Origin of the sequence: Shouchella lonarensis (assembly GCF_900096965.1) — a bacterium.
Classification (GTDB): domain Bacteria; phylum Bacillota; class Bacilli; order Bacillales; family Bacillaceae_D; genus Shouchella; species Shouchella lonarensis.
The window spans coordinates 90,499-105,217 of the sequence record NZ_FMYM01000003.1; the positions used below are offsets into that span (position 1 = coordinate 90,499).

At 45.4% G+C, this 14,719-nt stretch carries 16 protein-coding genes; 15 read left to right on the forward strand and 1 reads right to left on the reverse strand.

Annotated features, from left to right (window positions below; genetic code table 11):
• Positions 1-15 precede the first annotated feature (15 nt).
• The 15 genes from pdhA to BLT29_RS03620 all read left to right on the forward strand — a co-directional run bounded on the left by pdhA (position 16) and on the right by BLT29_RS03620 (position 12,834).
• Positions 16-1,077, forward strand: a complete 1,062-nt coding sequence (gene pdhA, locus BLT29_RS03555; protein WP_090774951.1) for a pyruvate dehydrogenase (acetyl-transferring) E1 component subunit alpha — start codon at positions 16-18, stop codon at positions 1,075-1,077.
• Entirely contained in the window at positions 1,077-2,072 is a 996-nt protein-coding gene (locus tag BLT29_RS03560) for an alpha-ketoacid dehydrogenase subunit beta (protein WP_176763799.1), read from the forward strand. Before pdhA ends, BLT29_RS03560 begins: the two co-directional genes overlap by 1 nt.
• Before the next feature lie 12 nt (positions 2,073-2,084).
• Complete coding sequence (locus tag BLT29_RS03565; protein WP_437182619.1) at positions 2,085-3,299, forward strand: dihydrolipoamide acetyltransferase family protein; 1,215 nt, start codon at positions 2,085-2,087, stop codon at positions 3,297-3,299.
• Positions 3,299-4,732, forward strand: a complete 1,434-nt coding sequence (locus BLT29_RS03570; RefSeq protein ID WP_090774953.1) for a dihydrolipoyl dehydrogenase family protein — start codon at positions 3,299-3,301, stop codon at positions 4,730-4,732. The genes BLT29_RS03565 and BLT29_RS03570 overlap by 1 nt, the downstream gene beginning before the upstream one ends.
• Positions 4,733-4,765: 33 nt before the next feature.
• Complete coding sequence (locus tag BLT29_RS03575) at positions 4,766-5,161, forward strand: PaaI family thioesterase (protein ID WP_090775121.1); 396 nt, start codon at positions 4,766-4,768, stop codon at positions 5,159-5,161.
• A 349-nt stretch (positions 5,162-5,510) separates the two neighbouring features.
• The gene (locus BLT29_RS03580; protein ID WP_090774954.1) at positions 5,511-6,734 is read left to right on the forward strand and encodes an AimR family lysis-lysogeny pheromone receptor; all 1,224 of its coding nucleotides are present in this window, start codon (positions 5,511-5,513) and stop codon (positions 6,732-6,734) included.
• A gap of 2 nt (positions 6,735-6,736) precedes the next feature.
• Positions 6,737-6,874, forward strand: coding sequence for a hypothetical protein (locus BLT29_RS13265; protein ID WP_176763781.1), 138 nt, complete (start codon positions 6,737-6,739; stop codon positions 6,872-6,874).
• 136 nt (positions 6,875-7,010) lie between these two features.
• Positions 7,011-7,592 carry a DUF3221 domain-containing protein gene (locus BLT29_RS03585; RefSeq protein WP_090774955.1) on the forward strand — a complete coding sequence of 194 codons (582 nt, stop codon included), beginning with the start codon at positions 7,011-7,013 and terminating at the stop codon, positions 7,590-7,592.
• 169 nt (positions 7,593-7,761) lie between these two features.
• On the forward strand, positions 7,762-8,157 hold the full coding sequence (locus tag BLT29_RS03590; RefSeq protein ID WP_090774956.1) for a YwqH-like family protein: 396 nt from the start codon (positions 7,762-7,764) through the stop codon (positions 8,155-8,157).
• 18 nt (positions 8,158-8,175) lie between these two features.
• Complete coding sequence (locus BLT29_RS03595; RefSeq protein WP_090774957.1) at positions 8,176-8,439, forward strand: DUF5344 family protein; 264 nt, start codon at positions 8,176-8,178, stop codon at positions 8,437-8,439.
• A 12-nt stretch (positions 8,440-8,451) separates the two neighbouring features.
• Entirely contained in the window at positions 8,452-10,434 is a 1,983-nt protein-coding gene (locus BLT29_RS03600) for a DNA/RNA non-specific endonuclease (protein WP_090774958.1), read from the forward strand.
• Between the two features lie 15 nt (positions 10,435-10,449).
• On the forward strand, positions 10,450-10,959 hold the full coding sequence (locus BLT29_RS03605) for an immunity protein YezG family protein (protein ID WP_090774959.1): 510 nt from the start codon (positions 10,450-10,452) through the stop codon (positions 10,957-10,959).
• 121 nt (positions 10,960-11,080) lie between these two features.
• Positions 11,081-11,983, forward strand: coding sequence for a DNA/RNA non-specific endonuclease (locus BLT29_RS03610; protein ID WP_090774960.1), 903 nt, complete (start codon positions 11,081-11,083; stop codon positions 11,981-11,983).
• Positions 11,984-11,997: 14 nt separating this feature from the next.
• Positions 11,998-12,513, forward strand: a complete 516-nt coding sequence (locus BLT29_RS03615) for an immunity protein YezG family protein (RefSeq protein WP_176763782.1) — start codon at positions 11,998-12,000, stop codon at positions 12,511-12,513.
• A gap of 69 nt (positions 12,514-12,582) precedes the next feature.
• Positions 12,583-12,834, forward strand: coding sequence for a pre-toxin TG domain-containing protein (locus BLT29_RS03620; protein ID WP_090774962.1), 252 nt, complete (start codon positions 12,583-12,585; stop codon positions 12,832-12,834).
• Between the two features lie 148 nt (positions 12,835-12,982).
• Here BLT29_RS03620 and BLT29_RS03625 read toward each other — a convergent pair whose 3' ends face one another.
• A complete protein-coding gene (locus tag BLT29_RS03625) occupies positions 12,983-13,852 on the reverse strand; it encodes a YitT family protein (RefSeq protein ID WP_090774963.1) in 870 nt (289 codons plus the stop codon).
• Between the last annotated feature and the right edge of the window lie 867 nt (positions 13,853-14,719).

The following is a 14,719-nucleotide window of genomic DNA, read 5'->3' on the forward strand; positions in this document are numbered from 1 at the left end:
AGGAGTGATAGAAGGATGACAGAGTTTCCGTTATATCAATGCATTGATAAAGAAGGAGAGTGGATTGCCGCACTGGAGCGCCCGTCAGAAAAGTTCACGATGGCATGTTACCGCAATATGTTGCGCATTCGCTCATTTGACCGGAAAGCGGTGATGCTACAACGACAAGGACGACTTGGTACGTATGCGATGTTTGAAGGACAAGAAGCAGCGCAAGTTGGTAGTGCACTTGCATTAGAGGATACGGACTGGCTGTTCCCGACATATCGAGACCATGGCGCGATGTTGACGTTTGGTGCGGATATGGTGCGGACATTTTTATATTGGAATGGCCGATTGGAGGGGTGTGTACCGCCTGAGGGGAAACACATTTTCCCAGCTGCCGTGCCAATTGCGACACAACTTCCGCATGCGGCGGGTGTGGCAATGTCATTGAAGCGAAAAAAAAGTAAGCAAGCAGTCATTGCATACTTTGGTGATGGCGCGACATCAGAAGGTGACTTCCATGAAGGATTAAACTTTGCCAGTGTTTTTCAAGTTCCTGCGGTTTTCTTTTGCCAAAATAATCAATTTGCTATTTCCGTTCCGATTGAAAAACAAATGAATTCTGAGACGATTGCGCAAAAGTCTGTTGCTTATGGGATACCTGGAGTCCGGGTCGATGGTAACGATGTGTTTGCAGTGCACCATGCGGTGAGAGAAGCGCTTACGCGAGCACGGGCAGGAGACGGCCCGACGCTCATAGAAGCGGTGACCTGGCGGTTTGGCGCTCATACGACGGCGGACGATCCAACACGTTATCGTGATCAAGAAAAGAGCGAGTTTTACAGAAAAAACAACGATCCGCTTGCACGATTAGAGCGGTATATGCGCAAGTGCGGCATATTGACAGACGAGAAGAAAACGGAGATTGAGAAAGCATCAGCAACAGAAATTAATGAAGCCGTTGCGGCGATGGAAGCCTACCCAGCAGCGAATGTGAATGATTTATTTGATCATGTGTTCGCGACACCGGTGTGGCCAATTACGGAACAAAAAGAGAAGTACATGGCTGAGTTGAAAGGAGTGAGTCGATGATTCAAACAGAAAAAGGGGTATCCTCACTCAATCTCGTGCAAGCGGTCACTGAGGCGCTCGCGTATAAACTAGAAACAGATGAGGATGTCATTTTACTAGGCGAAGACATTGGTAAAAATGGCGGTGTGTTTCGCGCGACAGAAGGTTTGCAAGCGACTTTTGGGGAAGACCGTGTCATTGACACACCCCTCAGTGAATCGGGTATTATCGGCAGCGCAGTCGGCATGGCTGTAAGCGGCACAAAACCGGTCGCAGAAATGCAATTTCTTGGCTTTATTTACCCAGCTTTTGAACAAATTATGAGCCATGTGACCCGGATTCGGATGCGGACGATGGGGCATTATCACGTGCCGATGGTTATTCGCGCACCATACGGGGCCGGCATTCGTGCACCGGAAATTCATTCTGACAGTACCGAAGCATTATTTACGCATATGCCGGGGATTAAAGTCATTTGCCCGTCACACCCAGCAGATGCAAAAGGATTGCTTATTGCCGCGATTGAAGATCCAGATCCAGTATTATTTTTAGAATCGATGCGCTTGTATCGAAGCACAAAAGCGCCCGTCCCAGACGAAGGTTATCGCGTTGAGATTGGCAAAGCGAAGACGGTCGCAGAAGGAGATGACGTGACATTGCTGGCGTGGGGAGCGATGGTTCCTGTTGCGGAACAAGCAGCGCAGGCAGCAGCAAAAGAAGGCGTTTCTTGTGATGTGATTGACTTGCGCACGCTGTTTCCGCTTGATCGCGCCTGCATCGCTGAGTCCGTGCAAAAAACCGGGCGCGTCGTCATTGTTCACGAAGCCCATGCAACAGGTGGGTTTGGGAATGATTTGATCTCACTCATCAATGACACGTCATTTTTATATATGAAAGCCCCGATTGAACGCGTGACTGGCTTCGATGTGCCACCACCATTATTTGCACTCGAAGATCATTATTTGCCCACTCCAGAACGGGTGGAGAGAGCCATTGCCCGGGTGATGACATTTTAGGAGGTGAAAAAGGTGATCGAAGTAAAGTTACACGATATTGGCGAAGGCATGTCCGAAGGGGAAATTCTACAGTATTTTGTTAAAGTCGGTGATCAAGTCGATATGGATCAGCCACTCGTTGAAGTGCAAACCGATAAAGTTGCCGCAGAAATCGCCGCCCCGCAAGCTGGCATTGTAAAAGCGATTGAAGCCAAGCCGGGAGAGACGATTGCGGTTGGGACAACACTCATTGTGTTAGAAAGCGAAGGGGCGATGCGTCCGTCTGAAATTTCTCACACCGCGGTCGCGGTCGCAGAAGCTCCACCAAAAACTGAAAAAAAAGCCCCAGCGCGCTCATTACAGCGCGTGCTCGCGGCGCCGTATACACGGAAAATTGCCCGAGAACATGGCATAGACATCACCGACGTGGTCGGAACGGGTCCAGGCGGGCGGGTGCTCGATGAAGATGTGTACGCTTTTGTACAGCAGCAATCAGCACCTGAAAAAACGCCAGCGGTAGAGAAAATTGTACCCGCACCTGTGTCACCGCAAACGTCCACAAAAACAATGCCGTTCACTGGGCGGCGCAAGCAAATTGCCAAAAAAATGACCGAGTCCATTTACACGATCCCACATGTGACCCATTTTGAAGAAGCGGATGTCACGGCGCTCATCGCATGGCGTAAGCAATGCAAAGAAGCAGGGCGCGCTTTTTCACTCAGTGCTTATTTTGTTAAAACGCTCGCCCTCACATTACGCGATTTCCCAATCTTCAACGCGGAGCTAGATGAAGAACAGGGAGAAATCCGGCTTCATGAGTATTGTCATATTGGGTTAGCGACAGAAGCAAAAGAAGGCTTGATTGTGCCCGTGTTAAAACACGTAGAACAAAAGTCTCTCCTTGAAATTGATCAAGAAATGAAGGTGCTAACGAAAAAAGCGCAAGACAACGAACTTTCAGCAGCACAATTACAAGGAGGTACATTTACAGTGAGCAACGTCGGTCCACTTGGTGGTATCGGCGCAACGCCGATCATTAATGCACCACAAACTGCGCTCATGGCCATCCATAAAACGAAACGACGCCCGATTGTGACCGCAAATGATGAAATTACGATTGGTGACGTGATGACGATGTCACTTTCATTTGATCATCGGGTTGCTGATGGGGCAACGGCCGTCGCGTTCACGAATCGCTGGGTGACGCTACTAGAAGACCCAACGATACTTGCATTGGAGTTGATATAATGGTTGTTGGTGAAATGGTACAAGAGCGTGAACTCATCATCATTGGTGGCGGTCCCGGTGGGTACCATGCCGCAATTCGTGCGGCACAACTTGGCTTAGAGGTGACACTCATCGAAAAAGAACAGCTCGGTGGGGTGTGTCTGAACAAAGGTTGTATCCCATCAAAAATATACGCCCACGCCGCTCATATGTGGCAAAAAGCGCAGCAGCAAACCCATTTAGGCATACCAGTCCCACAAGAGCCGTACCAATTTGCGAACTTGGCTGCACATCGAGAGACCGTGATGACCCGTTTGCGTGAAGGCGTGTCACAGTTATGTCAAGCGCAAAAAATTGAAGTCGTCACCGGAGAGGCAAGCTTTTTAGCAGAAGACCGCATCGGCGTGACGAGCGGGCATCAATTTGACGTGTATCGTTTCAAGCAGGCGATCATTGCGACTGGGCAGCGACCAGACAACGTGACAGACGCACTGGCTGGTGTAGCGCTCACCGCCCATACGCTGTTTATGCAAGAAGAGATTCCGCCATCACTCATTGTAATCGGCCAAGATGTGATTGCACTTGAAGCAGCGTTTAGCTACCAAGCGCTCGGGAGCGAAGTGACGTTGTTTGTGGAAACGCCGCTTTCGTTGGAAGATTCTTTGGAAAAAGAACTATGGCGCGCGGCGAAAAAAGCCGGCATGCGTGTCGTGAAGGATGCTGCCATTGCCACACTCGATGCCCAGTCTAGTGGGATAACATTGACGTATGAAAAAGGCGGCAAGCACACAACAATTGAAGCAGCGCGGCTATATGAAGCGGACTTGTGGCGGGCAAACACGGACAATTTAGGGCTCGAGCGACTCGGAATCACGACCGATGAAAGAGGTTACATTGAAGTCGATCAAGCGTTAAAAACGTCGAGTCCATCCATTTGGGCGATTGGCGACGTCATCCAAGGCGCGGTGCACCTCGCCACCAATGCGATCAAACAAGCGACGGTTGTTGCCGGACAAATCGCGAAACAACCGACGGAATGGGATGAAACGTTTATCCCACGCGTATATAGAACAATCCCACCAATGGCCACCGTCGGATGGACTTCCGCAGAAGCGACGCAAGCAGGAAGAGAAGTGGTCGTCAGTACAACTCCGTTCCGTAGCAACGGCTATGCGACATTATCGAATGAAAATGATGGGCATTGCACGTTAGTGAAAGATGCCGATACAGATGAACTACTTGGCATGCACGTCATCGGAGAAGGCGCGGCTGAACTTATTACAATGGGCACGCTCGGACTGGAAATGGTCGCGCGTGATGAAGACATTCGTTTCCCACTTTACCCGCACCCGTCTTATGCAGAAGTGGTGATGGAAACAGCAGACGGCTGGCTCGATCAAACGATCCATCAACCACCTAAGAAAAAGCGTCCAAAAAAACAAGTGACGACATAGAAAGGAGCAAACAACGTGTCAGCAAATCGCTTAATGGAAGTTGTGTTAGAAGGAAAAGAACCACCCGCGTGTGACGATACATTAGCAATTGAAGTCGTTACCGCAAGCGACGGCTGCGCGCGGGCATTGTGGCAGCCAGATGAACGGTTTGTTAACGGCGTCGGTGTTGTCATGGGTGGCTACGTCTCTTCGGCGGCTGATGTTGCGATGGCGTATGCGATCTCTTCTTTACTTACATCGTCGCAAACATTTGGTTCCATAAACTTAAATGTCACGTTCCATCGCCCGGTGTTTCCAGGAGAAGTAACAGTCGAAGCGAAAGTTGAAAAAGTCGGGAAGACGGTTTGTTACTTGACCGCGACGATGATGCAAAAAGATAAACTTGTTGCGAGTGCGACTTCTTCGGTGGTGGTGAGGGAGATGGGATAAGGATATACACAGAAAAGTGACATTATAGCAGGAGGGATTTTTGTCAAATAGGTTGCACCTCGTATTTTCTCCGCGTGAAAAAGATTGGTGCGTTGGGGGATTTGTTAAGAAGGTTTTATTTGAACGTAGTGGGTTATGAAGGCAGTGCGTCTCTCCACATCACAAGTTTTGTTGAACTTAGTGGTTATAACCACAACAATCCATCAAATTGCGACACTTTTCGCCAATCATATTATGTAGGCAGCAGAAAATGTCGCACGAAAAGCCAACCTCTTAGCAGGAATCTCCGCTCATCACGTCGAAAAAGGTTCTTTAAAGCTGTTATTTCGTTCGAAAGGTGGAGGGGATTTTGCAAAAATATCGAGAGCGATGGCGCGAGAACTTTACGCAATACCGCAAAGGGATGGTTCCGAAGCAAATTAGTAAAGATACGAGAATATACTTACAACAGGCAGGGTTGTGGGAGGAAGAAAGCGCATGGACAGACCGAGTGATGCGCGACCTAGCTTTATCCCGAGATAAAGATGGACAGCCAGTGCTCGCGTTTGAACAAGTCATGTTTGCGGTAAGGACTTTTGCTGCTGACCGGCTTGTATCACTGATGAATGAATATTCTCTTGCTTTGCAATCACCCGATCACATCCGAGATGCCTTTGAATATGCTGTTCAGTATAGACAAGTTGATTTATTGGAACAGCTTGTTAAGTGGGGAGAAGACCGTGATTCATTGAAAGAATGGGCACTTGTTTATCGCTTGTTTCTCGATGTGATGAAAGAGCGGGTGACACATGAAGAGACGATTGAGCAAGCACGCGATTTGGTTGGTCATGTGACATCTTCACTATTGAAAGTGCGATTGGAATTGCTTGAGGTGCATGTCTATTTGAAATTAGGTTGCCACGCTAGAACAGCAGGTCTTGGTGAGAAAGTACCGAAGCAGTTAGAGCAAGCGAAAGAAAGCTTCGCAAAAAAGGTAGCGGAAAGCCGGGCAAAATTCCACATTGCTTATGATTTATTGTACAATCAGGGAAAACAGGCTGAGGCGGAGAAGCATGTCATGCAGTCTGTCCTTAACGGTGCTACACCAGAGACAATGCTGGCATATTGTTATCATTTGCTTTCGTATGCAACATTGTTGCGACCGGTGAGTCCTGAGTCTGCGATGTTAGAAGTAGATCCGCTCAGCATGCAATATATACAGCGTGCGCTTTTCTATGCCGAAGAAACTGGGTTGAAAGAGTACAGCAAATGTTTACAGACGCGGGATCTTCCTTTTATATGGAATATGAATGGCGAACAGTTTGATCTCGACGGAATAGATCCATATGAACAAGTTCATCAGTATATTGTTCGTGGTGAACGCGAAACAGTACTACAACTTATTGAAAAGCTTGAGCGGGAAGGGCAAGTTGGAGCATTTTTAATCTTTTATAAAGGGAAGGCGACAAAAAGTGCGTCTTTATTAGCTGAAGCGATGCGACGATTTGTCCAAGAAGGCTGGACGAATATGCTCCCACTTGTCGAGCAAGAAGTGAAAAAGATCGACCAATCTCAACTTAAAGGAGAGGTTTGATAATGAAACGATTGTTTTATGCCTTTATTTTGACGGTATGTTTAGCAGTAGCGATCGGTGTACAAAGTGCGGATGCTGTTGAACCTTCAAATGGACCTTCCCATCCAAATCCAATGAACTTACCTCACCCTCAATCATAGCGAAGCGAAATGAAAGGAACCCACATATATTTGAACTGGGTTCTTTTTTATGAAGTTTACGAAATAGGAGCGCTTTAATGTTATGTAGGGGATTACAAAATTCCATTGAAATTAAACGCATTTAGGAGGGAGCGTTTTGAATATACGTCGTCGACCTCGTCTGTTTTTGTTTGCACTACTCGTCGTCTCCGTCGCCGGCTGTCAAGTAGAAGAGAACCATAGGATCCCACAAGTCGATAAAGATGGACGGTTTGCTCGTGTTGCGCAGGTTTCTCCGCTGATGGTCGATCATATGGAAGGGCATTCGAATTTCGAACCGATATTTATCGGGGTACAAGCAGAAGATCAGGTCACGCCTTTACTTGTAGATCAACTTGAAATTGGCGATCATATCAAATTATGGACTACAGGCATTTTGATGGAGAGTTACCCTCCACAAATGATCGCTGTGAAAATTGAACGCGTTGAAGAAGGCGAACTGCTTTCTATGAAAGCAACCGTGCTGGAAAAAGCCGATTCGCTATTGATTGTCGATGATAGAGGGGTCTCTGTACACGTTTCTCTTAATAAAGAGCAAAGCTTATTGATGGATGAAATCGAGGTCGATGACCAAATTGATCTGACTTATACAGTTATCGAAGCAGGAGATTATATGAATAGAGAGTATCACCCACCTTTGATTGCTGCGGAGGGAATAGAGATTGTGAGAAAGGAATAAGTGTCGTTGGTATAATATTAATAGATCGTGAGTGCAGGGTACGCTAGTCACATAGAAGAAGGATAACAATATGTTGTCCTTTTTTATTGTCGCATCTCCACAAGAATGGTAAAATATATGTGAACCATGGGCGATTTTACCAACAATCACGCTATTAGGAGAATACAAGATGAACGATGCACTAAAAATCAGCCAACTGAACAGTGAAATTGACTCGCTAACTAGTGTCGTTTCTGATGCGACAGCGCAGCGCGGAGAACTACTCGAGATACGACAGTCTTTGGGGAGGAAAAAAGATGATTTAGAAAGCGATAACAAGTGGATTCATGAGCCAGAAATCGAAAACGAAATCACACGTGGTACCCTTTCAACCACCCATGATGGTGTGCGCAATCTCATTGAACGCACGTACAAAGAAACACCCGAACAAGTTCAAGACATGATGAATGCGATCACGGAAGAAAGAAGCCGGCTCCAACGAGAAATTAATCGCAACAATACAATCATTGCATCGAAGAGAAATAGTATAACAACATTAAAAACAAAGCAACGAATATTTCGGTAGAAAGGAGGAAGCAACAAAGTGGAAATAAAGATTAATGTAGAAGAAGCTGCACTCATGTTGAAAGCGGCTGGAGATGTTGCCGGAAGTTTTGAGATGACAACGGCCGAAAGTACAGACGAACTGGATATGATGACAAAGCTCGATAGTCAAAGAGAAGCATTTAATGAAACACTAGAAGCATATATGCAAGCGTCTTATGCAATGGCACTTGAATTTGAAAAGCTTGTCCTCCAATATGAGCGCGTCGATCAAGAACTAGCTACAAAAATAGGCTCAGGTTAAGGAGGGGAAGAAATGGCAAAATTTCTTGATGTCGCAAAACACTTAAATATCATTGACCAAAATATTTCATCTATCCAAAGAGGGCTTGATCATTGTGATTTTAAAACAGCGGCGATCACAGGCGTTTTAGATATGCAAGGATCCATCTCTGGAGAAGGTGGAGAAGCGATGTTGCGTAACTACGCTGAATTGCAGTTACCAGCCTTGCGGACATGCCGCGCCTTTGGCACCCAACTCATTGAGAAGCTGGAAAAAGTAAAGGAGCGCATTCTCGAGTTTGAACCGTCTGAAGATGGATTAGTCTCTGAAGAATATTGGGGACATGAAGTGCCGATCGGCTATAATCGAGTTGAAGAATTTCTGTATGAAAATAAAACTGAAATCGACGCCCTCGCCGCGCGGGCAAGTGCGATTATGGGCAAAAACATCGGTAAACTTGATGTGACGGATGTGGAAACCAATATTGATTACGCGCGCCAACACGCAAGCGACATAGTAGACGGCTTACATATCCTCGACAATGAATGTATGAGTCTACTAGAAGAAATTGATGGCGATATGGAGGAATTCCAAGCTGTCCTCAAGCAAGCGACAGACTGGACGAATACTGGTGGTTTGTTCATGACAGGTGTGAACATTAACAATGTAAGAACTTATTTTGAAGATAAAAAGTTACATACAGAGGCACCGCCATTAAAATGGGCAAACGATCCGATGTTTAACCAAGCTGTCGCAAACGATCCAACATTACGCCGGCAAGTGTCGATCCTCTATACGATGGTGACGATGGGCGCGCATCCCGAAGTGGTCGCAGAGTTGGCGCTACAACTGGATGACTATTACGGTCATCGGATTTCAAAAGCGATTATCCAAGCGGCCGCAGTATCAGAGCCAATGGACATTGCCCCAGGTGCCGGCATGTATGCATTCTCCTTTCCGATTGACTACCAATTTGGCTATGGACGTAGTATCATGGAGAAGCCAGATATTCAATATATGGGCGACGTAGATGTAAACAAACAACTGGACGCCAACAGTCGTCTACGACAGTCCATTGAACAAGATTACGCAACGACCATTTATCAAACAATGGATCGCCAAGTAGAAGCCCAAACCCTACGCGCCAAAGCCCGCGCCATTATGAAAGACCCAGAAAAAGCCGGAGAGATGGATAAATGGGTACACGCGAACGCCCTCAGTAAAGCCGACCCAGAAAAGATGGAACAACTCATTTACGAAGAGCTCGTAAAAGAGAAGAAAAGAGAAGCCGCATCCAAAGGCTTCTACCAGTCCGAAGAATTTTCGACGATGCTAGACTTCACGTATGGCGCAGGCACGGTGAAATCCGGGGTGGAGGCAGTCACCGGCGTTGACCCGATCACGGGAAGACAACTAGACCCGGTAGAAAGAATCCTTGCGAGTGTAGGTATGGTGTTTCCGGTAGTAAAAGGCGCATCTAAAGCCGGAAAAGCCGTGAAAGGCGCTGGAGGCGCAGCACAAGCAGCAAAAGGCTATATGCGTGTGAAGTATGGAGATCATTATATGCGGACGAATCGGAAGAAAGTGTTGAAGGCGAATGTGGAGTATATCACGCCAGCGGGGCATTTGTATCGCACAGACAAGTATGGGCGGATTCGTCACGTGGAAGGTGATTTGTCAATTGGGGCGGCGAAGAAAAACAAATACGCCCAAAGAGTTGTCGGACGTGGCGACCGCTTGCCTGATGATGACGGTGGTCACTTGATTGCGTCGATGTTTAAAGGATCGGGGCAATTGGATAACCTTGTGCCGATGAATAGGAATTTGAATCAGCAGGGAGCGTATAGGGATTTAGAAAGGCGTTGGGAACAGGCATTAAGAGCAAAACCACCTCAAGATGTGAAAGTGCAGATTATCCCCAAATATAGGGGGGATTCACAACGTCCTGAGATGTTTGAAGTTCGATATAAAATCGGAAATCAAGGATGGCAGAAGAAGGATCTAATTAATGATTAAAGGGGAGGAAAGGTTATGTCAGCACAAGTAGAGTCATATTACCAACAAATGGCTAATTTGATTGTGGATATGATACCGGAGGATTGGCAAGAAGTAAAGCTTTACGCAGAATCAAGAAGAGGATACCAAGGTATTTTTTTCTACTACTTTTCCAACGAAAAGGATGAATGGGTATACTACATGGACATCCCCGAAAAGTGTGATGTTCCTCAAGAAGAATTTGATAATCTGAATACCAACCTTTCTTTCTGTATCAAGGATTTTAAGAATGATTATGAGGCAGAGTTTGAGGAGCCGTGGACTGGTTTCCAGTTAACATTGAGTCACAATGGTAATTTCAATGTTCACTTCAATTACGACGAGAATTCCCTAGACCCCATGTTAACAGAGGTAGCTTGGGCATACGAACAACTAGGCTTAGTACCATCAGAAGACTCGTTTAACAAAACCCTTCTCGACGAATACCTTGAAGAAAAAGAGAAAGGCAAGCGTTACCCATTTTTAGAGCCAGTGAAAGAAGAATAGAAGAGAGTTGCCCCTGTCGCCAAGCTGTTGCTGGCTCAGGGGATTTTAATGACTTCAACTACAGTCGCAAATGATCTAGCAGTCCATCGAACAAGATTACGCAACGACCATTTATCAAACGATGGATCGCCAAGTAGAAGTCCAGACCCTACGCGCCAAAGCCCGCGCCATTATGAAAGACCCAGAAAAAGCCGGAGAGATGGATAAATGGGTACACGCGAACGCCCTCAGTAAAGGCGACCCAGAAAAGATGGAACAACTCATTTACGAAGAGCTCGTAAAAGAGAAGAAAAGAGAAGCTAAAGCCGCAGGTTTCTATGAGTCTGAAGAATTTTCGATGATGCTAGACTTCACGTACGGAGCTGGAACGTTGAAATCCGGGATCGAGGCAGTTACCGGCGTGGATCCAATCACTGGAAGAGAACTAGCTCCAGTAGAAAGAATCCTTGCGAGTGTAGGCATGGTGTTTCCAGTCGTAAAAGGCGCATCTAAAGCGGGAAAAGCCGTGAAAGGCGCTGGAGGTGCAGCACAAGCAGCAAAAGGGTATACGCGCGTCGAATATGGTGATCATTATATGCGGACAAAGCGGAAGAAAGTGTTAAAGCCGAATGTGGAGTATGTGACGCCAGCGGGGCATTTGTATCGCACAGACAAGTATGGGCGGATTCGTCACGTGGAAGGTGATTTGTCTGCAGGTGTTGCCAAGCGTAATGAATATGCGCAAAGAAATGTCGGTGGAAAAGATCGTTTGCCAGATGATGATGGAGGGCACTTAATTGCTTCGATCTTCAAGGGATCGGGTGATTTGGATAATCTTGTGCCGATGAATAAGAATATTAATCGTGGGGCGTATAAGAGACTTGAAAATCGTTGGAAACAAGCATTAGACAAAAATCCACCCGAAAACGTGCAAGTAAAGATTACACCTAAATATAAAGGTGATTCACAACGTCCAGCGAAATTTGATGTTCAATATAAAATTGGTGATCGACCATGGGAAAAGGATGTCTTGAAGAATAGTTAAAGGGGATGAAAGAAGTGAAAGATCGAGTAGAACAATATTATCAAAAGCTAGCCAGCTTAATTGTAGAGATGATCCCAGAAGATTGGACAGAAATAAAATTTTATGCTCAAGAAGATGAAGAAGGCTCCCAAAAATACTTCTTTTATTATCAGTCATCTAAGACACAGGAATGGGTCTATAACATGACTATTACTGAGAATTTTGAGTTTCCGGAAGAGGAATTTGATAAACTAGAGGATGAACTTTCCTTTTGTATTAGTGATTTTAAACAGGATTATCAAGAGGAATTTGGCGAGGTTTGGACAAGTTTTCAAATGACATTGAATTCAAATGGTAAGTTTAATATTCATTTTAGCTATGAAGAAAACCCTTTCGATTCGTTACTAACACATATTGCATGGCAGTATGAGAACTTTGGCACAACATATGAGGAAGACTCATTTTATCAAGATTTACTTGAAGAATATCTTGAAGAAAAATCTCAAGGCAAGCGTTATCCGTTTTTAGAGCCAATTGAAAAAGAGGAATAATTATTACAGTCCCTTGTGTCATATATGTGTTTCTGACGCAGGGGGCTTTTCCATCACGTAGCAGAAAAGATGGAGCAACTTATTTACGAAGAGCTCATAAAAGAGAAGAAAAGAGATGCTAAATCCAAAGGTTTCTATGAGTCTGAAGAATTTTCGATGATACTAGACTTCACATACGGAGCCGGAACGTTGAAATCCGGGATCGAGGCAGTTACCGGCGTGGATCCAATCACTGGAAGAGAACTAGCTCCAGTAGAAAGAATCCTTGCGAGTGTAGGCATGGTGTTTCCGGTAGTAAAGGATTTACTTTCTTGTGGGTGAGCTAACCTCAAGAAAGTTATAACGATTATAGCGAAGTTTTTAAAGAAGATATCTAAAAAAGCAGCCCCTTGGAATGTGGGCTACTCTCTCTTTGATTATCTAAAGCTTTGGGGCCTTTAGAGGGTTCATTCGCGAGACACTCTTTCACTCACTCCATCTGCAACGGCCTTTTGTTACTATCCAGTGTAAAGCCTTCGCCGGAAGCTTCAGACACATCTTGAATCGTTAAAAAGGCGTGCGGATCAATGCGGTGGACGATGTTGCGCAATCGCACAATTTCGTTTCGCGCAATGACGCAATACAAAATCTCTTTTTCGTTGTTCGTAAAGGTGCCCCGTCCCTGAAGCGCAGTGGCGCCGCGCCCTATTTCGCGTGCGATGTCGTCGGAAATTGCTTGAATATGGTCGGAGATGATGAAAGCTGCTTTGGCTGAATAGGCACCTTGCTGCATGAAGTCAATCACTTTGGCGGATATAAAGACGTAAACCACCGTATACATCGCTTCCCGTAAATCGAGGAAAAAGACGACTGATAAAGCGATGACGCACGAGTCAAACACAAACAATGTACGACCAATGCTCCATCCAAAATAACGTAAACAAAGTTTGGCTAAAATATCTGCGCCGCCAGTTGTGCCACCGAAGCGAAACACAATGCCGAGACCAACCCCGATAATTACACCCGCGAATAGGGCGGCGAGCATCAAATCATCATGAAGAACGAAATTGATAGGAATCCGTTGGAACACATCCAAAAAAGCAGATAGACTCACCGTTCCAATGATGGTGTAAATAAACGTTGTGCGCCCAAGTAATCGCCAGCCAATAAATAGAAGGGGAATGTTAATAAGTATATTAGAAATTGCTGGATTGAAGCTGAATAAAAAGAATAACAACAACGTAATACCAGTAATGCCACCGTCCGCTAATTTATGTGTCATGTTAAAATAAACAAGTCCCATTGCAATGAGCGCAGTGCCGAGTAAAATAAAAGCAATGTTTTTAAAGTGTCGTATCATGAGGATACCTCCTTTTCTTGTGCTGTGTTTTTTAAAGAATCATCATTTTAAGCGTTTACAGAGCGAGTGTCTTATTTTGCCCTGATCCTTAGTGTACTCAACTTTTCATAAAAAAGGAATGTTTATATCGTTATTTTTTCTGATGATGTCTAGCTGTTATTTTTGGTTAGTATGTACATTAAATAGAAAGGCATATGCTGTTCATGTCGTTCTAATTAAGACTTTATGAGGAAGTGACAAGGGGAAATAGTCTAAAAACTAAGCGCCCGAGTATATGAGATGACACTATCTATGGTTTGTGGTAATTTTAATATGTAAGTGCGTGGATCGCTTTTGAAAAAATATGCGTTACTGTTAACTCAAGTTGCATGTAACTTATCAGTGCGAACCCCAAGTGCACATAAAATCCCTAGGGGGTTCGCACCAAAAAAGATGCAGTTTATGGGTTATTTATTTATTTTTGGTTACTTGTATACTTCTCTAATGTTTCTTCAGGGAAAAATATGCGGTTTTATTCCAGAAAAAGCATTTAATTTCCTTTTTTTGTAATAAAACGCTGTCGCATCCCATGTGGGTGCGCGGATTGAAATCCCTTTCGCATGCTCACGAGGGACGTTGGATGACGTCGCATCCCATGTGGGTGCGCGGATTGAAATGCCGACTTGCGCCATTTTGGTCATAAATGCTTGGATGTCGCATCCCATGTGGGTGCGCGGATTGAAATATCGAAGTTATTCTTTTTAGATTCGATGGCGGCAGTCGCATCCCATGTGGGTGCGCGGATTGAAATGACCGTTAACTTTAATCGGACCCGTGACCGTAAGTCGCATCCCATGTGGGTGCCTGGATTGAAATCGGTTGTCCGCG

Coding starts and splice junctions, on each gene's coding strand:
- pdhA (WP_090774951.1), top strand. CDS start 16: ATGACAGAGTTTCCGTTATATCAATGCATTGATAAAGAAGGAGAGTGG.
- BLT29_RS03570 (WP_090774953.1), top strand. CDS start 3,299: ATGGTTGTTGGTGAAATGGTACAAGAGCGTGAACTCATCATCATTGGT.
- BLT29_RS03575 (WP_090775121.1), top strand. CDS start 4,766: ATGGAAGTTGTGTTAGAAGGAAAAGAACCACCCGCGTGTGACGATACA.
- BLT29_RS13265 (WP_176763781.1), top strand. CDS start 6,737: ATGAAACGATTGTTTTATGCCTTTATTTTGACGGTATGTTTAGCAGTA.
- BLT29_RS03590 (WP_090774956.1), top strand. CDS start 7,762: ATGAACGATGCACTAAAAATCAGCCAACTGAACAGTGAAATTGACTCG.
- BLT29_RS03600 (WP_090774958.1), top strand. CDS start 8,452: ATGGCAAAATTTCTTGATGTCGCAAAACACTTAAATATCATTGACCAA.
- BLT29_RS03605 (WP_090774959.1), top strand. CDS start 10,450: ATGTCAGCACAAGTAGAGTCATATTACCAACAAATGGCTAATTTGATT.
- BLT29_RS03610 (WP_090774960.1), top strand. CDS start 11,081: ATGGATCGCCAAGTAGAAGTCCAGACCCTACGCGCCAAAGCCCGCGCC.
- BLT29_RS03620 (WP_090774962.1), top strand. CDS start 12,583: ATGGAGCAACTTATTTACGAAGAGCTCATAAAAGAGAAGAAAAGAGAT.
- BLT29_RS03625 (WP_090774963.1), bottom strand. CDS start 13,852: ATGATACGACACTTTAAAAACATTGCTTTTATTTTACTCGGCACTGCG.